This window comes from Wolbachia endosymbiont (group A) of Urophora cardui (assembly GCF_964028435.1).
In the GTDB taxonomy this organism is placed as follows: Bacteria; Pseudomonadota; Alphaproteobacteria; order Rickettsiales; family Anaplasmataceae; genus Wolbachia.
In genome coordinates this window covers 1,233,989-1,260,297 of the sequence record NZ_OZ034774.1, presented here as the reverse complement: position 1 = coordinate 1,260,297, position 26,309 = coordinate 1,233,989, and the positions used below count along the sequence as shown (strand labels likewise).

The 26,309-nt window shown below is 32.9% G+C and carries 20 protein-coding genes; 14 read left to right on the top strand and 6 right to left on the bottom strand.

What is annotated here, in order from left to right; all coding sequences use genetic code 11:
- Window positions 1-630 precede the first annotated feature (630 nt).
- The 10 genes from ABWU38_RS06045 (at window position 631) to ABWU38_RS06000 (ending at window position 15,216) form a co-directional block, all read left to right on the top strand.
- Window positions 631-2,745, top strand: coding sequence for an AAA family ATPase (locus ABWU38_RS06045; RefSeq protein ID WP_353272660.1), 2,115 nt, complete (start codon window positions 631-633; stop codon window positions 2,743-2,745).
- Window positions 2,746-3,329: 584 nt separating this feature from the next.
- Entirely contained in the window at window positions 3,330-4,070 is a 741-nt protein-coding gene (locus tag ABWU38_RS06040) for an NTP transferase domain-containing protein (RefSeq protein WP_353272541.1), read from the top strand.
- 124 nt (window positions 4,071-4,194) lie between these two features.
- On the top strand, window positions 4,195-5,148 hold the full coding sequence (locus tag ABWU38_RS06035) for an NAD-dependent epimerase/dehydratase family protein (RefSeq protein WP_182183380.1): 954 nt from the start codon (window positions 4,195-4,197) through the stop codon (window positions 5,146-5,148).
- Complete coding sequence (locus tag ABWU38_RS06030) at window positions 5,105-7,432, top strand: glycosyltransferase (protein WP_353272542.1); 2,328 nt, start codon at window positions 5,105-5,107, stop codon at window positions 7,430-7,432. The genes ABWU38_RS06035 and ABWU38_RS06030 overlap by 44 nt, the downstream gene beginning before the upstream one ends.
- A complete protein-coding gene (locus ABWU38_RS06025) occupies window positions 7,393-9,069 on the top strand; it encodes a WG repeat-containing protein (RefSeq protein WP_353272659.1) in 1,677 nt (558 codons plus the stop codon). The genes ABWU38_RS06030 and ABWU38_RS06025 overlap by 40 nt, the downstream gene beginning before the upstream one ends.
- 4 nt (window positions 9,070-9,073) lie before the next feature.
- Complete coding sequence (locus ABWU38_RS06020; RefSeq protein WP_265044340.1) at window positions 9,074-10,063, top strand: phytanoyl-CoA dioxygenase family protein; 990 nt, start codon at window positions 9,074-9,076, stop codon at window positions 10,061-10,063.
- A complete protein-coding gene (locus ABWU38_RS06015; protein ID WP_353272545.1) occupies window positions 10,064-11,839 on the top strand; it encodes an ABC transporter ATP-binding protein in 1,776 nt (591 codons plus the stop codon). It begins immediately after the preceding gene.
- A gap of 1 nt (window position 11,840) precedes the next feature.
- Window positions 11,841-12,890 carry a threonine aldolase family protein gene (locus ABWU38_RS06010; protein WP_353272826.1) on the top strand — a complete coding sequence of 350 codons (1,050 nt, stop codon included), beginning with the start codon at window positions 11,841-11,843 and terminating at the stop codon, window positions 12,888-12,890.
- On the top strand, window positions 12,887-13,930 hold the full coding sequence (locus tag ABWU38_RS06005; protein WP_353272546.1) for a threonine aldolase family protein: 1,044 nt from the start codon (window positions 12,887-12,889) through the stop codon (window positions 13,928-13,930). Before ABWU38_RS06010 ends, ABWU38_RS06005 begins: the two co-directional genes overlap by 4 nt.
- A 140-nt stretch (window positions 13,931-14,070) precedes the next feature.
- Window positions 14,071-15,216, top strand: a complete 1,146-nt coding sequence (locus ABWU38_RS06000; RefSeq protein ID WP_353272547.1) for an MFS transporter — start codon at window positions 14,071-14,073, stop codon at window positions 15,214-15,216.
- 17 nt (window positions 15,217-15,233) lie between these two features.
- On the opposite strand, the gene ABWU38_RS05995 is transcribed toward ABWU38_RS06000, so the two are convergent.
- The 4 genes from ABWU38_RS05995 to ABWU38_RS05980 form a co-directional block, all read right to left on the bottom strand.
- Window positions 15,234-15,797, bottom strand: coding sequence for a UDP binding domain-containing protein (locus tag ABWU38_RS05995; RefSeq protein WP_353272658.1), 564 nt, complete (start codon window positions 15,795-15,797; stop codon window positions 15,234-15,236).
- Between the two features lie 230 nt (window positions 15,798-16,027).
- Window positions 16,028-16,876: a UDP-glucose dehydrogenase family protein gene (locus ABWU38_RS05990; protein ID WP_353272657.1), complete on the bottom strand. Its 849-nt coding sequence runs from the start codon at window positions 16,874-16,876 to the stop codon at window positions 16,028-16,030.
- Between the two features lie 47 nt (window positions 16,877-16,923).
- On the bottom strand, window positions 16,924-17,823 hold the full coding sequence (locus ABWU38_RS05985) for a DMT family transporter (protein ID WP_265016739.1): 900 nt from the start codon (window positions 17,821-17,823) through the stop codon (window positions 16,924-16,926).
- Window positions 17,824-18,129: 306 nt separating this feature from the next.
- Window positions 18,130-18,327 (bottom strand): hypothetical protein, encoded by a 198-nt coding sequence (locus tag ABWU38_RS05980; RefSeq protein WP_155968442.1) that lies wholly within the window; start codon window positions 18,325-18,327, stop codon window positions 18,130-18,132.
- An 867-nt stretch (window positions 18,328-19,194) separates the two neighbouring features.
- Here ABWU38_RS05980 and ABWU38_RS05975 point away from each other — a divergent pair.
- The 4 genes from ABWU38_RS05975 to uvrC are packed head-to-tail and all read left to right on the top strand — an operon-like array spanning window position 19,195 to window position 24,762.
- Window positions 19,195-19,953: a phosphatidylglycerophosphatase gene (locus ABWU38_RS05975; RefSeq protein ID WP_253307312.1), complete on the top strand. Its 759-nt coding sequence runs from the start codon at window positions 19,195-19,197 to the stop codon at window positions 19,951-19,953.
- A 44-nt stretch (window positions 19,954-19,997) separates the two neighbouring features.
- The gene (locus tag ABWU38_RS05970) at window positions 19,998-20,837 is read left to right on the top strand and encodes a glycine--tRNA ligase subunit alpha (protein WP_353272656.1); all 840 of its coding nucleotides are present in this window, start codon (window positions 19,998-20,000) and stop codon (window positions 20,835-20,837) included.
- A gap of 3 nt (window positions 20,838-20,840) precedes the next feature.
- Window positions 20,841-22,934 (top strand): glycine--tRNA ligase subunit beta, encoded by a 2,094-nt coding sequence (glyS, locus tag ABWU38_RS05965; RefSeq protein ID WP_253307314.1) that lies wholly within the window; start codon window positions 20,841-20,843, stop codon window positions 22,932-22,934.
- 7 nt (window positions 22,935-22,941) lie between these two features.
- The gene (gene uvrC, locus ABWU38_RS05960; protein WP_253307315.1) at window positions 22,942-24,762 is read left to right on the top strand and encodes an excinuclease ABC subunit UvrC; all 1,821 of its coding nucleotides are present in this window, start codon (window positions 22,942-22,944) and stop codon (window positions 24,760-24,762) included.
- Between the two features lie 50 nt (window positions 24,763-24,812).
- Here uvrC and ABWU38_RS05955 read toward each other — a convergent pair whose 3' ends face one another.
- Both ABWU38_RS05955 and ABWU38_RS05950 read right to left on the bottom strand, forming a co-directional pair.
- Complete coding sequence (locus tag ABWU38_RS05955) at window positions 24,813-25,418, bottom strand: CvpA family protein (protein ID WP_253307316.1); 606 nt, start codon at window positions 25,416-25,418, stop codon at window positions 24,813-24,815.
- A 57-nt stretch (window positions 25,419-25,475) separates the two neighbouring features.
- On the bottom strand, window positions 25,476-26,072 hold the full coding sequence (locus ABWU38_RS05950; protein ID WP_264687809.1) for a riboflavin synthase: 597 nt from the start codon (window positions 26,070-26,072) through the stop codon (window positions 25,476-25,478).
- Between the last annotated feature and the right edge of the window lie 237 nt (window positions 26,073-26,309).

Genomic DNA, 26,309 nt, shown 5'->3' with positions numbered 1-26,309 from the left:
ATAAGCATCTCTTGAGTTATGTTAATAAGTGAACTTAGTTTATGCAGTAAGCAACTGTTATAAATTTTCTACCATATAAGTATATTTACTTATTAAAGTAAGCTTCAAAATGCAAATCATTTGGCAAACCTACCAAATAACCAGATGAACTTACAAAGAGAAATACAAGAAAATCAATATCTTAAGAGAATTTCAAATGGCAAATAAAATTTCATTTGGCAAAATTGCCAATCGGCTCCAAAGCTGCGTATATGTGGAGGTTTAACCAAAATGTTAAATGGCAAATTTCCTTATATATAATATATATTACATACTATAAATATGTAATATATCAATGTGACAAAATAGAAGCATTATGATTATTTAATAGGAAGTTGACATAGTGAGGAAAATATTGTAGAATTATATTAGAGTATTTTGTCTTAAAAGAAAGAAAACCCTAAGAGCCTTCAATCTTACCTTTACTATAAACCTGAACTAACTTCCTTCACTTATTAATATATTTTTCAAGCTTTGCCAAGAGAACCACCTACTGCATTTTTTACTTCATGATAAGAGAACAAGACCGCAACCAATACAGCCTTGCTCAAAAACCTTTCAAACACTTAACTTTAAAAGGAGCTTCAACCTATGGTACAAGATTTTTTAACTGATGTCAAAGAAAAAAATACTTTAAATTATGATTTTAACAACGCTGTCTCACATTTAGAACCATTAGAGCAATTTGATGTAGAAGAAATAAAAAGACAACTATTATTAAACATCAGATCATGCCTTTCTTATTTATTTCCAAGAGGAACTTTTCATGGTGACAAATTTCAGATAGGTGATGTACAAGGTAATAAAGGCAAAAGCCTCAAAGTTGAATTAGCGTATGGCAAGGTCGGATTATGGATTGATTTTGCAACTGGGGACGGTGGTGACATTATTGATCTTTGGGCAGCTGCACATGGGAAAAATGCTAAAATAGAATTTGTTGAAGTAATTTCTTCGATAAGTGAATGGATAGGATGTAACAAGCGACCTACTAAAGAGCAAAAGAAAATAACTCAATGGGACTATCTCGATCAGGATAATCAGTTGATTGCCAGCAAATATCGTTATGATACTGCTTCAGGAAAAAGTTATCAACCATTTGATGCTAAAAAATCTACCTTTACTGCACCTGAGATCAGGCCTCTGTATAACATTCCAGGCATCACTGAATCTGATAGAGTGATATTGGTAGAAGGGGAAAAATGTGCTGAGCTACTCATAGAACAAGGGATCACTGCAACAACAGCAATGTTTGGAGCAAAAGCACCTATTGAGAAAACTGATTGGACTCCACTTAAAGGTAAACACATTATTATATGGCCAGATAACGATGATCCTGGAAAAGATTATGCTCAAGAAGCCGCAAAAAAGCTTTCTGGTTTTGGAGTTGCATCACTTTCTATTCTCAAGATTCCTCAAGATAAGCCAAAATCTTGGGATGCTGCAGATAGTGTGCTAGAAGGAATGAACGTTGAAGAATTTATCCTTAACAACAAAAGCCCTTATTCTTCAAGAAAGTCAAAAAGAATTGATACTACAATTTGGACCAATATCCCTCCAGAAAGAAAGTGGGTTATTAAGGATTGGCTCCCTGTAGGAAGTGTTACAGCTCTCTATGGTGATGGTGGTGTTGGAAAATCTCTCCTTGCTCAACAATTAATGACAGCCGCTGCTTTTGGTAAACCTTGGCTTGGAATAGATCTGGAAAAAATAAAGACATACGGTGTGTTCTGTGAAGATGATGAAGAAGAACTTTGGCGTCGGCAATGCGCAATAAATGAATTTTATCAATCAGGTATGGAATCTTCTGATTTTCAGGATAATGTTGGCTTATGGTCACGAGCAGGGCACAATAATCAACTTATGGTTTTTAATAATAAAGATACTGGTCAATTAACTACTTACTTTCAAGAGTTACTTGAGGATATTAAATCGTTTCAGCCGAAGCTTGTGGTATTAGATACAGCAGCAGACCTATTTGGAGGAAATGAAAACGACCGTTCTCATGTGAGACAATTTATTCAAGGTTGTTGTGGTCGAATAGCTCAAGCAATAAAAGGAGCTGTTTTATTACTTGCCCATCCTTCTGATGCGGGAATAATACGTAAAACTGGTACAGGTGGTTCAACAGCATGGAATAATACAGTAAGGTCTCGTTGGTATTTGACTAGACCAGATAAAGCTAATGCTTCTCCTGATGAGAGAATTTTATCGCGCAAAAAATCTAACTATTCGCAGTGCAATAACGGGCAAATGACACTTTACTGGAAAAATGGGGCATTTGTACATGACAATTCAGTTTTAAATTCAGAACCAATAATCAGAGATCAATATAGTAAAAAGTTGGATTTAGAACGGATGAGAAAACATGAGGTTATCTTGAGTTTAATTCGCAGTAGCGCATATCAAGGTAATATTTATACTGCTGGACAATTTGCAAAGCGTTTTGAAGGAGAAGAGGGTCTTGGCAGTGAGCGCAATATTAGAGAAAGAATAAATAATCTTGCAACTCTTGGACAGATTAAATTCTTTCGTAATGCTGCAGGATATGGGACCAATTCTAAATATGGATTTCTTTGTGTGCAGGATATGGAATTTAAAGTTTCAGTAGGAGATAAAGTAGAGCACAAGTTAATAAAGCCAACACATTACTATCTACAAGCAAATGGTGCGGTCTTGCCTATTAAAGATTTAGATATTTTGTGGTAATTTTTCAAAAAGTTTCTGAAAATAGCAATTACTTTTTTGTTTACAAACAGCCTATGTTTTCACTTATTCAAATTTTCAGGATGTTGAGAGCATTTAAGAGGGGCAAGTGATTTTTCTAAAAAAACCTTCATACAAAATTTTCTTTACAATGAATAAAAATGACGACAAAATCATGCGCAAGTTTATTTTATACTAATAGAATTAGTATAAGTACATCTTATTCAAATTTTAAAGGGCATTACAGACGCTAAAGAGGTACAATCGATGGGGTTGGGGGCACACTCGCTTTAAAACTTAATTACAGGCTTTTTGGTGAATTAAGCAGTAGTTACCTTATTTCAAACAGAGTGGTCTAAGAGGTTTCATCAATAAAAACCATACTTGAAAGTAGCACACACTCAATTATAACTATGGGGCGTCTCTTTCTAAAATTTTACTTAATAATTGCTAAGAATTACTACAGATGCTAATTTAACGAATTTTGTCTGTTCGATGGTAGTTATTTTCCTCTAGAAAATCAAAGTGGACTTTACATCTTACTAATTATAAATTAACTTACTACCTAATCAATTCCTGAGTTATGTATGAGTAACATTTTGATAATATTAGCAGCAGGAAAGAGCAGTAGAATGAATTCTGAATATTCAAAAGCGTTGCACCAAGTGGGAAATCTTACTCTTTTAGAACATATAATTTCTAATGCAAAATTGCTGAGTCTAAAAAGCTTATCAATTGTTGTTAACAACTCCCTTCTAAAAGATTTAGAAAAGTTTGATACCCTAAAAAGTATAATCGATCAATACAATATAAAACTAATAATTCAAGAAGATATTACAGGTACTGGCACTGCAGTTAAAATTGCTCTAGAAAATCTGGAGGAGTTATCTGATCAAGACATAGTTTTAATACAGTATGGAGACACTCCCTTTATATCTAGTGATACAGTTATGAAAATGACTGATTGTTTAAAGTATAATAATTTAGTTCTTCTTGGATTCAATAGTCAAGATGAACAATATGGAAGATTAGTAATTGATAATTACGGCAATGTTCAAAAAATCCTAAAAAATGGAGATAAAATGCTTCTTGCAAACTCTGGAATAATAGCTTCATATGCTAAAGATCTCTCTACCTTAGTAAAAGAAATAAAATTTAATAATTCGACCAATGAATATTGTCTTAATGATATAGTACCCATTGCAGCAAACAATAACTTGAGTGTAGGTTATGTAGTTTCTGATGAAAGAGAAGCAATGGGAGTAAATAATAAAGAGGATTTGGTTAAAGCTGAACACTATTTTCAAGCAACAACTCTTCTTTCATAATCACATTTTTTATTCACTAATTTAAGTTGACATTTGTTTTATACTGGTTTTATAATACCTTTTGATTCTTACTTGTAAGATAATTGGTACGACAAATTTTCCTAGTTGTAGTGAGAGGGTATACATGGGGATATTAATAACAGGTGCTGCAGGTTTGATAGGGTCAACCTTGGTGAAAAAGTTAGAAAACCAGGGCCATGAAGTAATAAGCTGTGATATTAGGTTTCACAACAATCCACTCAGTTTTTTTTCAGAAGATATAGTACCACTACTTGCTAAGTGTACAGGAATTATTCATCTGGCTGCAATTTCTCGAGTTATACATGGTGAACTTTATCCTGAACTGTGTAGAAAAATTAATGTTGATGGTACAATGCAGTTTTTAGGGTTATGTAAGTCACTTTCAAATAAACCATGGTTTATATATGCAAGTAGTAGGGAAGTCTATGGAGAGCAGAAGGAACTGCCAGTTACAGAATCTGCTAGTATCGATCCAATAAATAATTATGCCAAAGGTAAAGCATTTATTGAGGAACAAATAACAAGTTCAAAAGATTTTAATGTAGCAATATTACGCTTTTCAAATGTATACGGTGGTTTACTAGATCATAACAGTAGAGTAATTCCTGCACTCTGTATTAATGCATTAAGAGGTGATCCAATTAAAATAGAAGGTAAAGAATGTGTTTTTGATTTTACCTATTTGGATGATGTTATAGAGGGTATATGCTTAACTGTTAAATATTTACAAAGCGAAAAATCTTCTCTTCCTGCTATTCATCTTACTACTAATAGCCCATGTACTTTAGAAAACTTAGCAAAAACAATATTAAAAGTCACGAAAAGTGATTCTAGAATTGATTTTTATCCTCCAAGAAATTTTGACGTAACTAAGTTCTATGGTGATTTTACTAGAGCTAAAGAGCTACTTGGTTGGTCTCCAAAACATTCATTAGAAGTAGGATTAAGTAAATTTATAAAAAGTCTACAAAACAATACACAAGAATATCCTAACAATATAGATATGGTAATATATGAAAATATTAAAAGTTATTCATGGTTACCCTCCTTATTATAGTGCTGGTTCAGAGGTTTATAGCCAAACTCTTGCTCATGAACTAGCAAATAACAATGAGGTACAAGTATTTACTAGGTATGAAAATAGCTTTTTACCTGATTTTTATTACACTACAGTCCTAGATCGTAGTGATTCTCGAATCTTACTGCATTTAATTAATATACCCATAGCTAAATATCGTTACAAATTTATCAATGAAGAAGTAGATATACAATTTAAAAGAGTAATAGATAACTTTCAGCCAGATCTTATACATTTTGGTCATCTTAATCATCTATCAATTACTTTACCAGAAATTGCTTTTAAAGAAAATATACCTACAATTTTTACGCTACATGACTTTTGGTTAATGTGTCCAAGAGGAAGGTTTATTCAACGCAATTCTGAAGATTTGTTACGGCTTTGTGATGGACAAAAGGATCAAAAATGTGCAACCCAATGTTACAAAGGATATTTTACAGGAGATAAAGAATTCCTGAATTTAGACATAAATTATTGGGAACAATGGGTTGCAACTAGAATGAAGCACACAAGGAAAATAATAGACTATATAGATTACTTTATTTCCCCATCGAAATTCTTGATGGACAAATTTACTCAGGATTTTAATGTTCCGATAAACAAAATTTCTTATCTTGATTATGGTTTTGATCTCAATCGTCTTAAGAATAGAAATAGAGCACAAGAAAAAGAGTTTATTTTCGGTTATATTGGTACTCATACTCCCGAAAAAGGTGTTAATCTATTATTGAAAGCTTTTTCTCACTTATCATCTAAAGCAAAACTTAGAATTTGGGGAGCAGCAAGAGAAGAAACTAAAGCTTTAAAAGCGATTGCCAATCAGTTTTCACCTGTTGTTAAAGAAAGAATAGAGTGGATGGGAAGTTATGATAATAAGAATATAGTTACTGACGTATTTAATAAAGTTGATGCAATAGTCGTTCCTTCAATTTGGGGTGAAAATTCACCGTTAGTAATACATGAAGCACAGCAACTTAGAATACCAGTTATAACAGCCGATTATGGTGGCATGGCAGAATATGTAAGAGATGGACTATTATTTAAGCACAGAGATGCAAGTAGTTTATCAGAAAAAATGCAAATCCTATCTACAGATCAGGAGTTATATAGTAAACTTACCCAAAAAGGCTATCCTTATACTGAAAATGGAAATATACCTTCTATAAGTGAGCATACTGAGAAACTTAACAAGATTTACCGTAATGCTATTGAAAAGAAAGGCAAATCAGTAGCTTTGAAACCTGGTCCTTGGAGAATTACTTTTGATACTAATCCAGATTACTGCAATTTTGCTTGTATAATGTGCGAATGTTTTTCACCATACAGCAAAGTTAAAGAAGAGAAGAAAGCCAAAGGAATAAAACCTAAGATACTGTCGATAGAAACTATCAGAAAAGTAATTAAGGAAGCAGCTGGCACACCTTTAAGGGAAATCATTCCTTCTACTATGGGTGAGCCTTTAATGTATAAAAGCTTTGATGAAATAATCAATTTGTGCCATGAGTTCGGCCTTAAGCTTAACCTCACAACCAATGGTTCTTTTCCCATTAAAGGAGCTAGAAAATGGGCTGAACTATTGGTACCAATTTTATCTGATGTTAAGATTTCCTGGAATGGGGCAACTAAAGAAACTCATGAAAGAATCATGAAAGGTTCAAAATGGGAAGTAGTGACAGAAAATTTAAAAACTTTCCTTGAAGTTAGAGATAAATACTTTAGCGATACAGGTGAAAGGTGTACCGTTACTTTACAATTAACATTTTTGGAAAGTAATTTACATGAACTCTATGACATAGTTAAGATGGCCATAAAAAACGGCATAGATAGAGTTAAAGGACATCATCTTTGGGCACATTTTGAGGAAATTAAGGATCTATCTATGAGAAGAGATGAGTTAGCAATTAGTAGATGGAATACAGAGGTGAGAAGGTTATATGAGCTTAGAGATAATATGCTATTACCAAATGGTAAAAAGATAAAATTAGAAAATTTTACAATTCTTTCTCAAGAAGGTATTAAGGATTTGGCTCCAGGTGGTCAATGCCCATTTTTAGGTAAAGAAGCATGGATAAACAATGAAGGAAAGTTTAGTCCTTGCTGTGCTCCAGATGAACTCCGTAAGACATTAGGAAATTTTGGTAATGTTAATGAGGTTAAACTCGAGGAAATATGGCAGAGTAGTGAGTACCTAAGCTTACAAAAGAATTATTTAAATTATAAATTATGCAAAACATGCAACATGAGAAAACCTTTGATCAATTAATCAAAGATAATCTTAAATCTATTAAAATTTCACCGTGTGAGAGTTTTCACGAATTATTAGGAAATCCTTTGTATGAAAATAGGTTTATAAAGGCTGGTAAATTTCATGAGCCCGGTCTTGCACCGGTTTATGATCAGACAGGTGCTTATCATATCAATGTAAGAGGAGAAGCAGTTTATCATCATAGATTTCTAAAAACTTTTGGATTCTACTTTAATAGAGCGGCCGTAGAAGATGATACAGGGTGTTACCATATTGATTCATCTGGATGTAGAGTATACAAACAGTTGTATCAATGGATTGGAAATTATCAGGAAGATATTTGTGTAGTTAGAAGACATGATAAATGTTTTCATATTAATTTAAATGGCAACAGGATTTATCAGGAGGAATATGATTATGTTGGAGATTTTAAGGATGGTATCGCTGTAGTCTATAAGGATGGTAAAGCTACACATATTAATCATCATGGAAAGTTAGTACATAATAAATGGTATAAAAAACTTAATGTTTTTCATAAAGGGTATTCTATTGCAGAAGATCAACATGGTTGGTTTCATATAGATATTAATGGTGATCCTGTTTACCAGCAGAGATTTAAAATGGTAGAAGCATTTTATAATGGGATGGCAAAAGTTGAAACTTTTGAAGGTGTGTTAGGACAAATCGATATTACCGGAAATGTAAAGTTTAGTATTTTTGATTTAGGTAAAGAATCTCAAGTGCATAGGATTTCTGCAGAACTTTCAGCCTTTTGGAAAACTTACCTAACAAGCGTTGCTATTGAACTTGATTTGTTAAATATTTTACCTGCAACTGTGCCGTTTTTATCTAAAAAGTTAAACATTATCGTACCAAATCTAGAAAGGCTGTTAAGGGCGTTGTGGGAAATAGGGTTTATTGATTACGATAAGGACAAGGACTTATGGCAACTATCATCAAAAGGTAAGTGTTTTAAGGAAATACCATTTTTGCCAAAAGCAGCAACGATGTGGGCAAGAGTTGCCGCTGAAAAGAATTGGTTAAAGATTGCCGATATACTAAAACAGAAGTCAATCTCTTCATTTGAATCTTTTAAGGAAAGAGAAGCATCAGAAGATAAGAAAATAGCGTTTTACCAAGCATTGCTAGGATATTCTAGGTTTGATACTAAAGAGTTTAATTCTAGGATTAATATAGATGGTGCTAAGAATATATTGCTATTTGGTGTACACTCTTTATTTCTTGCTTATTCTGATATACACAATAAAGGTTCCATATGCCTATATAACGAACATAAAGTGCCAAGACAGTTAGTAGAAAATTTAAAAGTCAAACTTATAACTCAGGAAGAACTATCAGCTACAAATTATGAATTAGGTGTCTTTTGCCGCTTTCTACAGCATTATGATGATGATAAAGTATTATCTTATTTAAAATTGGTCAAAGGAATATCTCGTATTTTATTGATAGAAACTATTTTAGATTACCGCTCTCCAGCTGGAGGCTCTGTAGATATTAATGTCATGGTTGAAACAGGAGGTAAACTAAGAACATTAAGCGATTGGGAAAAAATACTCAAACAAGTAAAAGGATTCAAAATTTTTGCTGTTATACCTTTAACAGATTACTTATCAGTTATTGATGTCAGGTGTTAATCATATGGAAACATTACAAAAAAATGGTTTTTTTATTATCAAAAATCTGGTTCCTTTAGAGCTAATAACTCAGTCTTTAAGTGATATAACAAATAAGATATCAAAGCTATCCCAAGAACTAAGTGTTTCAACTTCTGACTACTTAAACTGTACCGGCAGATGGGGCACGTCATCTCAAGTAACTAGAATTATCTCTCAAGCATTAGATAAAATTATTAAAAATTACCTTGAAAAGTCACTTCAGTGTCAGATACTGCAGAAAAAATCAAATGTTATATGTAAAACTGCTGATTTAATAGATGCAGTTCCCTTCCATCAAGACATCTCCTATAGTTTCAATGATCCTTACCACTTTTCTGTTTGGTTAGCTTTGAATAATGTCAGTGAAACTTCAGGTGCACTGCAAATTATAGAAAACAGTCATAAATGGGAAATACAGCCTTTAGTTGATTTTTGGTACCCATATTTCTTTGATCAGTACTCAAATAACCGAGAAAATTATAAAATTAAGTCACTACCTATTTCAGCAGGAGATGCGATAGTTTTTGATTCACGGTTATGGCATGGTAGTGATAAGAATACAGATGCTAAAGATAGATTTGCTTATGTAACAAGGTGGATTATAAAAGATCAAGACCTTCCCTATGTGCCAAAACCTCAGCCTTCAGTTTTTGGTATACTCAATTGTGGTGAGTTAACAGAATCTATACTGAGAGAATGCTTGTCATTGTTTGGCTACCAGGAAAGTATAAAAGCAAAAAACATGGAAGAACTTATCAAGAGCTGGTTAGCCTTTATTACAGACACAACTACAAATATTTCTGAGATCGACACTACTGAGGCTAAGCGAGATTTATATAAGCTGCTTATTCTAAATCAAGCATCAGCACTACATGATGCTGGAGACATCTCAGGAAAAATATACAAAAATTTATGGTTTTCACTACTTGTATTTCTCAATAAAAAAGTCAAAGTAGTGGAGCTAGCATTGTAAATGAACAGAAGTAGAGTTGATAGCTTCAAATGTGTATTGATGTTCATCTTGAATATAGTATCTAAATTCAAGCTTAATGTACTTATAATGTCTTTAGTTGCTCTGGTGGTAGCTGTTGATTTGTCTTTTAGAAAGTATTTAGTAAAAAATATTCTAGATACAGCTGTAAAATATCAGGAAGGTAATGTAATTGAAAATCTTTTATTACCTGTAAGCGCTTATCTTGGCATGGCATTACTTATCACTACTGCTTTTAGATTCTATGGCTATTTTGTTGACATTCGAATGTTTACCTTAATGCGTCAAAAAATAGCTGATATATCTTTTTGTAGGCTACTCCAACAAGACCATTCCTATTATCAGAACAATTTATCTGGAAGCTTAGTACATAAGGTCAGTAGCTTAATGGATAGTGTGATAGAGTTAATAAGATTGCTTATAGATTGTTTTTTCGGTTACAGTATAGCATTAGTCTTAGCTATTTATACCTTATCATTAGTAAACATAAAGTTTGCAATCGCTACATTCACTTGGGTAAGCATTTTTATTTTAGTCTCGATTTTCAGCTTTCGTGTACTTACTGAACTAGCTGATAATTACTCTAAACAAAATTCACAAGTAATAGCTAGTATAGCAGATAGTATTTTAAATGTTATATCAGTAAGGTTATTTTCTCAGCAAGCACATGAGAGACACAAATTTTTTCAAATATGCAAGAAAAGAACTATTGCAGAGAGAAAATTGCAGTGGGCATACTTTTGTCTTTGGTTTATATATGGCTATTCATTCGATATACTCCAAGCAGTAAACTTGTATTTTTTAATTCATGATTATCAATTGAACAAGATCGCAATAGGAGATATTGCTCTTGTACTTGGAATTAATATATCGATTATAGAGTTTCTTAACCATCTAACTAGGAATCTTACCCAATTTTCTACTCATTTCGGCAAAGTTTCAGATGCATTGCCAATCTTAACTACTGTACCAGAAATTCAAGATAAGAAAAATGCTAAAGAATTAAATTTATTAAGTGGAAGAATAACGTTTAATAATGTTTCTTTTTCTTATGAAGGTCAGGAGTCATTATTTCAAGATTTTTCAGTTACCATTAATCCTTGCGAAAAGGTAGGTCTAGTTGGTTATTCTGGAGGTGGTAAATCTACTTTTATAAACTTAATCCTAAGGCTATTTGATGTTAAAAAAGGTAATATACAGATTGATAATCAAATAGTATCAGAAGTTACACAGAGTTCTTTGAGGCAACAAATATCTGTAATACCTCAAGACCCATTGTTATTTCATGATACTATTTTAGCAAACATCATATATGGTAAACTTCAATCTACTATCGAAGAAATAATGAGAGCTGCAAAGCTGGCTGGTATTCACGATTTCATTATGACTCTACCAGATCAATATGGAACTACAGTCGGAGAAAAAGGCATCAAGCTATCTGGAGGAGAAAGACAAAGAATAATAATAGCAAGGGCATTTTTAAAAAACGCTCCAATACTATTTCTCGATGAACCAACTAGTCAGTTAGATTCTATAACAGAAAAAACAATTCAAATGAGTTTATTTAAACTGATGCAAAATAAAACTACGATTACTATAGCACACCGTATTTCTACACTTTTACACATGGACCGAATTCTAGTATTTAACAAAGGAAAAATTGTCCAAGATGGTAAACACGCTGAACTAGTTTCTAAACACGGTCTTTATAAAGAACTTTGGAATGCTCAAATTGGTTGTTTGAATGGCAAAAAATAAGATGGAAAAAATTATTGATCTGAGAAGTGACACTACAACTCTGCAGAGCTCCAACGTTATACATGCAATAAGTAATGCAACTGTTGGAGATTTTGCTTATGGTGAAGACAAAAGCTGTAATGACTTATCAGAATATTGCAAACAATTATTCAAAGTAGAAGAAGCATTATTTGTAACCAGCGGTATGCTTGCAAATAGATTAGCCGTTGCCAGTCAAACAAGTCCTGGTGATGAACTAATAACTCATTATAATTATCACGTTAATTTTTTCGATAGCGCAGGCAATGCAAAAGTAAATAATATCGTATTTAATTGTATTAGAAATAATAGCGGAATCTTAGATGTTGATGAAGTAGAATATGCTATTAATTCTAAGCCGAGGTATAAAATTTTTGCTCAGGTGAGTCTTGTTTCTATAGAAAATAGTATAAATGGGTTTAATGGTAAAATTTATCCTTTTGAAAAACAAGTCGAGTTATATCACTTTTTAAAAGCTCACAATGTAAATCTTCATTTAGACGGTGCAAGAATATTTAATGCTCATATCGAAACAAATATTGCTTTAGCAGATTATGCTAAATATGTGGATACAATGAGCTTTTCTTTTACTAAAGGACTTGGCGCTCCTTTTGGTTCAATGCTTATGGGTAAAAGAGAGATAATTGAAAGGGCTAAAAAGCTACAGGTTTGGCTAGGTAGTGGTTATCATCAGATAGGGTATTGTGCTAATGCAGCAAAGTATGTACTACAGAACAATATTTCTAGGCTTAAAGAAGACAATAAACTCGCCAAACTGTTTGCAGACAAGATTAAGGAAATTACACACATAAAACTGGTACTACCTTATCCAGAAACTAATATAGTAAGCTTTAGTATAAAAGCACTAAATGTAACTAATGAGGTTTTCTTGAGTAAGTGCCAAGCTTATGGTTTATTACTTTTTCCTTGGCTCGAGTCTCATATAAGAGCAGTTACCCATCTTGGCACAAAGGAAACAGACATCATGAAAGCTGCTGAAATTATAAAGGAGGTTGTGTTAAATTTAATATGAGAATAAAAATAGATTTCTTTAGCGATTCAAACACTGACCCTTCAGCTAAAATGAGGGAAGCGATGGCTAAAGCAAAAGTTGGAAACGAAGCTGCATGTGAAGATCCAACTGTGAACGAATTAGTGGCAACCGCATGTAAAATATTAGGTAAACCTGCAGGAATCTTTTTGATTTCAGGAACAATGTCCAATGTAATTGCTTATAAAGTACACATTCAAAGACCTGGTGATTACTTGCTGCTTGATGAAACTTCACATCCGCTCATAGTACAATCTGGCTTGATCGCAGCCCAGGCACATGCCACTCCTTTGCCAATCAAAGGTACGAGAGGAATATTTACTGGAGAACAAATTGTTGAGTTTATTACTCGTCCTAGTTTAAGAAATATTCCGAGAGTTGGGCTTGTTTCTATCGAACAAACGACAAATTTTGGTGGTGGAGCTGTGTGGCCTTTAGAATATATTCAAGAGATCTCAAGTCTCTGCAAAGAGAATGACGTATTCACTCATTTAGATGGAGCAAGACTGTTCAACGCTTGTGCTCATACTAAAATATCTCCAAAAGAGTATGCAAGTTATTTTGATTCGGTATTCATTGATTTTAGTAAAGGATTAGGTGCTCCAATGGGCGCAATATTGCTTGGAAGTGAAGAGTTTATTGAAAAAGCTTGGTACTATAAGTTTCAAATTGGCGGAGGTATGCACCAAGCTGGCATTATTTCAGCTGCATGTTTATATACTCTACGTAATAATGTAAATTCTTTAGAAGAAGATCATAAAAAAATGCAGCACCTTATAGAAGGCCTAGACTCCATAGATCAAGTTATAATTGATATTGACCTATACAAAACTAATATAGCGTATTTCTCATTACGTAATAATTGTATATCTACTCAAGAATTAATAAACGTACTAATAACAAATTATGGAATTAGAATGGCTAACATCAAAGGTAAAATCAGAGCTATAACACATAGAGATATAAGCTATGAAGATATTAATATTACTGTATCTGCTATAAGAAAGATACTAAGTAAGTAATTTTCTGCACTAATTGTTTGCAAACTTCTTGTCAAATAATATTATACCAATATAGTATTATGCTGGCATCTGCATAGAGCTATTTGGGAATAGGTGTGAACTTTGTCTTCTTTCAATATTTACTATTCTTCTGTGGATATATGCTGCTTTATTTATCAAGACAAAGTATACCAATTGCTCTGCCACTGTTAATAGATACTGACCATGTAAAATTAAGCTATTTTTTTGCCTGCTTTTCTTTTTTTTATGGAGTATCAAAATTTGTTAATGGAATAATCATGGACTCCAAAAATAATCCATTATTTATGTTTGGGCTATGCAATATTGCAACTGGATTATTAACCATTGGTATAACTTTATCATATAATAATCTGACTTTATTACTGTTAACATTAATATTATTAGCTTGGACACAAGGGTTAGGTTGGCCAGCTATTACCAAGTTTATGGTTACAAACTCTAGCATCTCTTCAATTGCATCATCATGGGGAGTTATGAGCGCATCTCAGCAACTTGGTTCTTGTATTACTTTAATTGTATTACCAAGTATAATTAAAATATATAATGCAAAAAGTGCATTTTTGTACTCTGGTTTCTTATGCTTACTTTTTGGAATTTATATAATATTAAAAGCATATTACAAAGAAAGTGCCAACTTTACTACCTATTATAAGGTGCAGGAATCTCAAATAGGTATCAAGGTAACAAGTTCCATATGGTTTCTATGTTGTGCTACTTTTTGTGCTTATATTATAAAAATGGGAATCTTCTTTTGGTTTCCTATAATTTTAAAGGATAAATTACAAATTTCTCTTGTACAATCCTCACTAATAACAGGCGTATATGATTTAGGTGGAATCCTTGGAACTTTAATAACAGGAAGAATTAGTGATATGTACTTCTTTCAAAATAGAAGCTTGCTGGCATTATTTTACATGTTGGGTATAGCACTCACTTTTATTGCAATGAACTTTGGTCAAAACATAATTCTTATGAACCTTGGTGCAATCTTATCAGGATTCTTTATATTTGGAGTGCAAGTACTGACAGGTGTTATAGCTGTAGAAATTGCTCCACAAAATAATGTATGTGCAATTGTAAGCTTAACAGGATTATTTGGGTATATTGCAAGTTCAATATTTTCATGCGTGCTCTTAGGAGTACTTGTTAAGCACTGTGGTAACAGTATTATGTTTTCATTTTTTTCCATTTGCTCTGTTATTGCACTCGTTTGCTTTTCCATATTATCAAGCAAAGATCTTAAAAAACTAAGTAAAGCGGTGTAAAAAACATTTCTCAACAGTTAAACTTTGTAGATAGATTTTTTACCCAAGGAATAAACATGGTAACCATATCTTAGTAACAGCTCGCTATCTAATAAATTACGGAAATCAAAAACATTAGGTGCAGCCATAATACTCTTTAAACTTGCAAAATCTTGATTTTTAAATTCCCCCCACTCTGTTAATAATAACAAGGCTTCCGCGTCCCTTGCAGCCCCTATAGCATTGTCCGCGTACTCTATATCCTTTAGAACTTGCCTAGCATTATCCATCCCCATTGGGTCATATGCAGTGATTTTAGCCTTGTTATTCACTAACAATTGTGCAATATCTATAGCTGGGCTATTTCTTACATCATCAGTACCAGACTTAAAAGTTAGCCCCCATATTGCTATTTTTTTATTTTGGACTCCATTTAATAGATATTCTACCTTTTTAGCAATGTTTGTTATATGATTATAGTTAGATTCCTTAACTGAATTTAAAATTTGTAGCTTGACATTGTGATCTTCAGCAAGCCTTATTAAGGCCGATAAATCTTTAGGAAAACATGATCCTCCAAATCCTGGACGGCTTTGTTGCATCGCTACTTATGAAAGGCTAACTATAGCTAGGATTATAAGCAACCTATTGAAAATCTTGTTTTTTTGCAATCAATCTGATCAAATTTAAGAATAGTAATTTATTATTTATATTAATAAACTTAATTCTATTGAAAATAGCTAAAGCATTGAAATTCTTGAATTTTAGCCGGATTAGTGAGTGGTAGTGAAATTTCTTTTACTCAAATTTAGGTATTCACTGACCGTTCTTGTTATAAATACCAGAATAATAAGCTACTGATATTCTCCATCTTTTTTATCTTTAATCCATCATAGCTAGCGATGCAACAAAGCCATCCTGGACCAGCTTTGAGAAACTCCTTACCTATTCTATGGTCCATTCCCATACTGTTAGCTAAAAGGTCAATGTCTGCTCCTAATAGCTCACATAAACCTGCCATCTCATTGATAAAAGCAACCTTTGTTGCTAGAAAAGCATTAGAAGCATATTTAATCATTTCAGCAGTAACTGTATCAGTGACCATTAACGGAATATTCTTATCTATAAATGATTTATATATAACTTCTAGTTTTGCCCTAGCTAGCTTAGTTTTTACTCCTATTATTATCCTATCTGGGTATAAAAAATCTGATACTGCAGAGCCTTGCTTGAGAAACTCTGGATTAACCCCCAAATCAAAGTTATAGCCCTTATTAGATAAATAATTATATATATTTTCTGCAGTACCAGGAGGAACAGTTGACTTTATCACTATTAAGCAATCTTGATTAACTCTCTCAGAAACTTCACTTACTGCATTATATACATTCTTTAAATTTGCATTTCCTAGGGAGTCTGATGGAGTATCTACAGTTATAAATACTACTTCTGTATTGGGATTTATTTGAAAATACGAATCGAAAAATCTTATCCTTTGTGACTTTATATTATTCTCTAAATAATCTGCTAATCCAGGTTCATATAGAGGAATGTTCCCTGATTTCAAAAGTTCAATCTTCTCAGTATTTATGTCAATGCAATCAACTTTATGGCCCTGCTCCGATAACATTGTACCAGATACTAATCCTACATACCCTACTCCTATAATAGTTATGTGCATTTTATTATCACCTTAAAAATATAGCTTAGCATCTAAAATAAATACCATTAACAATTATAAACTTTTGTTGTTACACTATTTTTCTTAATTGCCTTACCTTCCGAATAAGCTATAAATAAGGTTGATGGTATTAATATCAAAGTACCATATAAAGCACTTTTATCAGGTAATTCATTAAATATAACGTATGCTACTATTGCAGAAATTATTAGCTCTATGTACCTATAAGGTGCAAGTGCAGTAGCATCAGTAAGAGTAAAAGCTTTTAACATAAAGAGCAAAATTAGATTTGAATTAATTCCCAAAATCAGCAGTAATACTAATTCCAACAAGGAAGGCATATGCCAATAAAATAACAAAGGTGGAGTAGAAAAAACAGTTGTCATTAGAGCTGAATAAAATAACATACTTATTACTGACTCTTTTATCACAAGTTTCTTATTAAGTATGTCTAATATAGCAAAGATTAATGCAGATACAATAAAAATAAGAATTTTAGGATTAAAGTCTTCACTATGAGCTTTGATAGTAATAGCAATACCAACAAAACCAATAATAGTTACTATCCATCTTTGCCAAATTATATTTTCGTTTAGTAAAGGGATTGCAAGAAATATAACAAATAATGGTATAGAAAAACTTATAATCGTTGCAGTTACTATGGGGAAAGTACTCAATCCATAGGTCCATAAGACCATTCCACAAAACAACAGTGCTCCTCTAGTTATTTGAATAGATATTTGACTTGTTTTAAAAGCTTCTATTCCATAGTAAAACATAAAAGGTACAAGGGTAATAGTGGTAAACAGAAAGCGGAAAAAAATTATTTCAAAACTCTGAAGATGTAAACTTAGATATTTTGATATAGTATCATTAGCTACACTACTAAGTAAGCTAAGTATAAACCAGATAACCCCAAACAAATAAGCTCTCAATCTGTAATCCATAAAGCTTCTGATTTAATAGATACGATGTACTCATATAATTTTACTACAAAACTAATAATATAAAAGTTTTCTGATGTACGTCCCCAGAATGTGATCGTAAGGGTCCATTATAAATAATTCGGGAAATTTCGTCTCTGTAGACATATTAAGAACTACGTAACGAATGTTTATATTTGTGAGTAATAGTAAGGTTCAAGGTAAGGAAAATGCTAGTGAGGTAAAGTGGAATAACGTTGATTTGATAATTTAAGCTCATCTTCCCTCTTGCTACATCTCTCTTTAAATATCTCCTCTTTTGCAGCAGATCTATAGAATTATACAGAGTATTTTATCTTCCAATACAGGCAATCTTGACGTTCTTCCATGGCATTTCTTCTGTTCTTGAACTTTTTCCCACTCTGGGCGCACTTTTTCTACAACCTTTTCGAATTCTTCTATTTTCAAACCTGTTACATCTCGAAAATTTCTCGGATGTTCTTTTAGATTATGGTAGTTTAAGCTCATCTTCCCTCTCTATTCTCTTGCTATACCTCCCTATTTTATAACCATTCCTACTCTTTTGCAGCAGGTTTAAAGAAATACTAAAGGCAAAAGATACGCTTGCGTAGTTCGAAAGCTTTCTATAGGATAAGTCTCACCTGATTTACAAATAGAATTGTTATGTTAGATGTTTGCTATTTATTCTTAAGCTCATTTTAACAGCATTTTGCTTTTTTTAGTATGTAGGGGTTTTCTAGGAATTATCCTATTGAATTCTATGATATTATTTTTTGTAACATTGTTATACATATCATGAAACTGAAGGTATTTTATTATCTTCAATCTGTGCAGATTAAACGACAACAGTATTACGTGATTGGCGTCTTATTTTTAATTTTTTGCACTATGTGCACCTTATGTCTTCACAACCTTTCTGGGTTTTTACCCATATAAGCTGAAACGCGCTTACAAAGCGTTTAAGACAGTATAGAACGCCGATTTGCAGGATTAGAGAGTGACAACTAGCTAACACGGGATATCTTTTGCCTTTTTTTCTGCTTAGTAAATTTCTTAAATATTAAAGCTAAGGTTAGTTGCACTTAAAAGCAGCTAAATTGCAGTGTTTAAGACTTAAAAAAACGCCAATACTGAAAATAAACAGTGACCGGGGTTTCTTTTGCCTTTTTTTTATTTGCTTGATATTTATAATAGACCCACACCATCACACTCTGGGACCATACAAGAGAAGGCTACTCGGATGACAGGGAGGAACGGTTGTCGGTAAACTTAGAGCTATAATAACTATTTGCCTTTTTTCTATGCAAGAAGTCTATTGATAAGTCCGTTACAATACAGTATTATAAATAATATAAACCAAGTGTTACTTAGAGCATGGGGATTTTTTTTGAATTTTTGGGAAAGATGCTAGGTAAGGTTTTTCCTGCCAAAACAGTAAGCTCTTTTTTGGGAATAGGATATTTACCAGGTTGGCAGAACTATTGGTCTTCTTTTTTAATATTATTTATTGTCGATGTTATATTGATTTTTACATATGGAGGCGAATATTTACTATATAAAATGCCAAATTCAGGAATAGTTGTAGCTGCTGTTTTTACAAAATTGGCAATAGTTATGTTAGTAATACAATTAATTGGAATATTTATTTTTCATGCTCAGGACCCTTCAGCAAACAGTGGTGAAGAAATAGTAATACAAATAGCGTCAGGGCAAGTATTGACTGTAGCACTTTCAATGCCAGCAATAATGTCAATTTATTATACTGTAAGTAAACTCTATGGGAGTATATGTAAGCAGATGTTTCAATGCCCATTTTGGTTTAATGATTTTATGCACTTTTTCTTTTTTCTTATGATACCTTACGTATTTTTTAATGTCGTAGAAGTGATAAAACCATGGCCAATAAGTTCAATACAACTCAGCTATAATAATGCAATTTCAATTACATTTGAGGGGATTTTTCACACATTTTATGCGGTGATTTTACTGTATTTAACAGCATTTATATTCTGCGATTTAACTATGCATGATGCAATTGTCCTAAATAAAAGCATAATTCAGTATGTGAGGGAAAGTTCAGCAGTTTTAGGTGATTATTTACATAGTGCTGCAAAAAAAATAAATATTGAATAGTACTTATTTATTTATATATTTAGTATAAAAAGTGTGCAATTTGTGTGAATTTACAAAGTATAATAAAAGAGTTGCAAGATTTTTGGGCTGGTGAAGGGTGCGTTATACTTCACCCATACACATCTGAAGTTGGTGCTGGTACATTACATCCTGCAACAATTATGTCTGCAATTGATACAAAACCGACAAAAATTGCATATCTACAACCAGTAATTAGGCCAGCAGATGGACGCTATAGTGATAATCCTAATCGCTTGTATCAACATCACCAATATCAAGTTATAATAAAGCCATCTGGTAATAATTTACAAAACGTCTATTTAGATAGCTTAAAAGCTCTTGGCATATCTACAGAAAAATATGATATTAAGTTTGTTGAAGATGATTGGGAAAACCCAAGTGTTGGTGCATCAGGACTTGGATGGGAAGTTACATGCAATGGAATGGAAGTAACACAGCTTACTTATATACAGCAAGTTGGAGGGATTGACTGCAAGATGATTCCTGGTGAGGTGGCATATGGGTTGGAACGTTTAGCAATGTGCATACAAGGTGTAGATAATGTTTACGATATAACTTGGAACGATAACGGTGTAACTTACGGAGATATTTTTAAACAAAGAGAATATGAATTTTCTTATTTAGCGTTAGATTATTATGATACTAAAGTGGTACAGCAGCAATTTGAAGATACGGAAAAATTATGTAAGTTCCTTATTGAAAAGGAGCTACCAATTGCAGCTTATGACCAATGTATTAAAACTAGTCACCTACTTAATCTGCTTGATGCAAGAGGTGTGCTTGGTATCAATGAACGTACAGCGCATATTGGTAGAGTTAGAGAGCTGACAAAAAAATGTTGCGAATTGTACATGAGTAAATAGCGTATGTCGTTGCAGTTGTTATTTGAGTGCCTTTCAGAAGAAATACCATCGAGAATGCAGAATGTAGCTGCAACTCAAGTTAAGAGCTGTATTGCCAATGTTTTTAACAAAAATAATGTAAAATTTACATCAATGGAGGTTTTTGTAACGGCACGTCGCATTACCCTATTTGTTGACAACATAAATGCTTTGGAGCTAAAGGATTCCAATAACGAAGTTAAGGGACCAAACATTAACGCACCAAAAAGTGCTATCGAAGGTTTTTTAAGAAAATATCAGAAAAATGAAGAAGATTTGCTCGTTCGAAAAGTAAATAATGAGGATTTTTACTTCATTAAAAGAGAAAGCTGCTCATTTAACATCAGAGAATTCCTCAAAAATCAACTGGAGGAAATGCTCAAAAACTTTTCTTGGTTGAAGAGCATGAGATGGGGCGAAGGAAAAGAAAGGTGGGTTAGGCCAATTAAAAACATTTTATGCATTTTAAATGACGAAATAATACCTGTGTCTTTTGCAGGGATCACAGCATCTAACACAACATATGGCCATCGATTTCTCTCAAGTGATGCGACGTTAACTATTAAAGCACCTAAAGACTATTTTGAATTGCTAGAAAAAAACAGCGTAATTCTCCAGCTGGACAAAAGAAAGCAATTTATACTAGATCAGATTAATAAATTCACAAAAGAGCAGAATTTACAACTTGAGAAAAATGATTATTTACTAAATGAATTGACAGGGCTTATAGAGTGGCCAATCGTACTGTTTGGTGAAGTGAATCAAGAAAAGTCATTTGGATTACCGAAGGAAGTAATTCTTAGTATAATTAATACGCAGCAAAAATATCTTGCTTTAAGTAATGGAAAGAGAATTTCACACTTTGTCACTGTTGTCAACGTCAACAATGGTGAAGTTGTTAAAGGACACGAAAGAATATTAGAAGCACGTCTTGCTGATGCACAATTTTTGATATCTCAGGACAAAAAGGAAGATCTGGATCATTATGTCAAAAAATTGGGTTCGATATTATTTCATGCTTTTCTTGGCAGCGTGGGGGAAAAGGTGAAGCGTATTACGTCTCTGTCAAAGTATATAGCTATATTTATTCCACATGCTTCGCTGATAAAAGTTGAACGTGCTGCATATTTGGCAAAAGCTGATTTGGCAACATCGATAGTAAGAGAGTTTCCAGAATTACAAGGAGTAATGGGTGGATATTATGCTTCTTATTTTCAAGAAGATAGAGAAATAGTGGAAGCTATAACTGAACACTATAAGCCAATCGGGCCAGAGCAGGAGTGTCCTAAATCCCCTTCAGCAATTGCTGTGTCAATTGCAGACAAAGTGGATAGCTTAGTTGGTTTAATTGCAGCAGGTGAGAAAATCTCTGGTTCGTATGATCAGTTTGGTTTGCGGAGAATGACAATTAGTATAATTAGAACAATACTTGAAAATAATTTGCATATTCCAATTAGGCTATTGATAGATAAGTCAGTATCTTTATATTCAAGGCTTCTATTTAATGAAAATACAACGTCAGTTGATAAGCCAAATAGAAAACAAATTTCAGAACTAGTATTTAGATTCTGCTTAGAAAGATTCAAGGTTATTTTAAAAAATAGAGATATAAGGCAAGATGTCGTAGATTCAATACTATATAAAATCGATATTAATGATCTGCTGACAGCAGAAAAGCAAACTGTTATATTGGATCGTTATCTTAGTACGCCAGAAGGTGAACAGATTCTAAGCACTTACAAAAGAGTCAGTAACATGATGAGCAAAGTAAGGAAAAGTGATGGCACTACTTATAGTGCATCTTACGGTAAGAGATTTTTGATTGAAAATGAAGAAATTGCGCTATCAAATTGTGCTATAACTGCTTGTAAAAACATAAAACAAGCGATAAAAAATAACCACTTTAATGCAGCGCTTGATGAACTTGCTGGTTTTGCTCCGTTTATCAATCAGTTTATGGACAGTGTAAAGATTAACTGTGATTCTGATAAGCTGAGAAGAAACAGATTATCTTTGCTTGAAAATGTAGTTTCCGTCTTTCATTTAGTAGCAGATTTTAACCTCATACAAGTCAAGTAATGGATAAATGTTCAAGCAATATAAAGAACAGATAAAATTATCTCCGCAGTCTTGTGGTGTGTATAAGATGATTGGAGATAAGGATAAAGTTTTATACATTGGTAAAGCAAAAAACTTGAAATCGAGATTATCTGACTACCTTCAATTCGAAAACCTTTCTGAACGAATTAGAGTTATGCTCTCACAGGTTGTTAAGGTTGAAATATTCATCACTGAGAATGAAATCGAAGCACTGCTTCTTGAAGCACAGTTAATAAAATCATTGAAACCACTTTATAATATTGTGCTCAAGGATGGAAAATTTTATCCTTATATAACAATTTCCAAGCACGATTATCCAAGAATAGCAAAATATAGAGGCAAATTTAAGAAGAATGAGTTTCATTATTATGGTCCCTTTACATCTGCCGCTGCTGTTAAGCAAACTATATTGTCATTGCAAAAAGCTTTTCTCCTAAGAGTATGTTCAGATCAATACTTTTCCTCAACAAAAAGACCATGTATTGAATATCAAATTAAGCGCTGCTCAGCACCATGCATAAACAAAATCACAAAAGACGACTACTGCCAATCAGTAAAACAGGCACGAAATACATTGCTTGGAAGAAATAAGGAAGTGAAAGAACAGTTACTTTTCACAATGAGAAAGTGCAGCAGTGAAGAAAACTATGAGCTTGCTGCTATATATAGAGATCGGGTAAAGTTTCTTGAGCAAATTCAAATACAGCACACGGATTTTTCTTTTGAAAAAGATGCAGATTTCTTCAGTATTGTACGTGAAGAGGATCTAGCATGTATTAGTGTGTTATCGTTCAGAAATAAAGACAACTACGGCAGCACTCCTTACTTTGCCGAGAACTGTGGTGATCACTCAAATGATGAAATTTTATCCACCTTTTTGGTCAATTTTTATAATTCAGCTAACATACCTCCAATACAAATTTACGTTCCAGATTCTATTGTGGATAAGGAAATTATAGAACAAGCACTATATAAGGTTGCTCAAAAGCCAGTAAAAGTTCTGCATGCAAAGAATAAAAAAGAGCGTGATTTATTGAAATTTGTTTATGATAACTCTCAGCATAGCTTAGAGCAGAAGCTTATCGATTATAGAAATAACCTAGAAAAGCTTGAGGAGCTTAGCAAAATCTTCTTGTTACCAAACATTCCAAAGCGTATTGAGGTTTATGACAATAGCCATATATTTGGAAATCAACAAATTGGTGTAATGGTTGTTGCAGGGCAGGAGGGTTTTTTAAAAAGTGAGTACAGAAAATTTACTATAAAGGAAAAATTTTCAGGCGATGACTATAAAATGATGAGGGAAGTGCTAACCAGACGTTTCTCCGGCAATATAAAAGGCATAATACCTGATTTTTTACTGATTGATGGTGGACCAGGACATGTTTCCATAGTACAGAATGTACTGGAAGTATTGAATATAAACGTTCCTTTTGCTTGTATGGCAAAAGGTCCTGATCGTAACGCAGGAAATGAAACATTTTATATGCTAGGCAGGGAAGAATTCAGTCTGGCAAATGACAGCAAAGTCATGCTTTACTTACAATTGCTGCGTAATGAAGCCCACCGTTTTGCGATAACTTCACATAGAAAAAAACGCGATAAACAGTTTATAGTTTCACAATTAAGCAAAATACCCGGCATTGGCAACAAAAGGAAAAAGGCGTTGATGTCTTATTTTGGTTCAGTGAAAAATATAAGCAAAGCTTCTCTGGCTGAAATTCAAAACGTACATGGAATTAGTAAAGGTTTAGCAGAAGTCATTCTTAAATACGTGAATTATAAGAGAGGAGTGCTCTTAACCTGACACATATGGCTTTTTGAATACTCCTAATGAACATATTTATAAATAAATATTTACTCTTCTTTTTTATTGTTTTTGGGTTTTTCTTGATCAACCATTTCTCCACCGATCTCTTTTATTTTTAGTATCAACGACTCTGGTACATACATGTCAATTACTTCTTCTGCTGTCACAAATAAAGCCTGATAAGAGTGTGAATTTATTATCCAATTAGGCAATATGTCTTCTGCTTTTATTTCAGAATGTTCCTCTTTTTTGCCATATTCTTTTTTGTCATATACTGTGTAGCAATATAAGTGCACAGCAAAAAATAATACATAAGAGAGCAATATTCCTTTAAGCACTCCGAGAAAGATTCCAGTAACTCTATCGATAAACCCCAACCTTATGGGTGATAATATGTACATTAGCCAGTTGTTTATTATCATGAATATAAGATTAAGTATAATAAATACAGAGATTGTAGAAAGTATGTTTAGTATAACTTTAGAATCAAAATATTTACTATAATTTGGAGTGAAAAAATCATAGTGATTAGCTGTCAGAAAAATTGATAAAAATAGAAACATCAATGCGCATAGCTCTTTTATAAAACCTCTAGTTACCGAGATTATTACGCATAGAACAACAATGAAGATAATTAGGCTATCGAAAAGCATATTTTATATCTATATGGTTTTCAAGATATAATAGTTGTAAATAACAAGGTTGTAAAATTAATTGTATTTATGCTGCATCAATTGATCTAAATACCTAGCGATCATGTCAATTTCTAAATTCAGATAATCATTTATTTTGTTGTACTGAAAAGTTGTATTTTCCCATGTATAGGGAATTATATTTACTATAAATTCCTGATTAATAACTGAATTCACTGTAAGGGAAACCCCGTCTAGTGTAACGGAGCCTTTTTTTGCAACAAATTTAATTAATTCTTGTGGGCACGATAGTTTGATTTCATGAGAATCTAAATTTCGCTCAATTGTTAAAATTTTTACTATCCCATCAACATGACCCTGAACCAAGTGGCCATCGATTCTGTCGCTTAGCCGCATTGCTTGTTCTAGGTTTATTTTTTTTCCTATTCTCCACGTATTTAAGTTAGCAACCTTCATAGTTTCTTGAGACACTTGAACTGTGAATACATCGTTCAGTATGTTCACAACAGTTAAACATACACCAGAGCAAGCTATTGAATCTCCTTTGTTTATAGAGGGTAAATTTTGTGTTTTGATATGGAAAATTTGATCAGAGTTGGAGTGAGTGGTAGTATCAGTTATAGTCCCGATATCCGTGATAATTCCTTTAAACATATGGTGAAAATAAATAATTTTACCATGAAAATTTTTTTACAACAACTTACTTCTATTTTGTTATAGCTAAAGTAATTCTGGTTTACCAACGATTTAAAAAATGACAAATTCGTCATTCCGCTGCTTGCTAGTGGGATCTATGTGAGATACCGTGACGGTATGACGTAGGACTGCTGTCATCCCGCTGGCTTGTTAGCGGGATCTATCCGCAGCGGTATGACGTAGGAAAACTGAGCC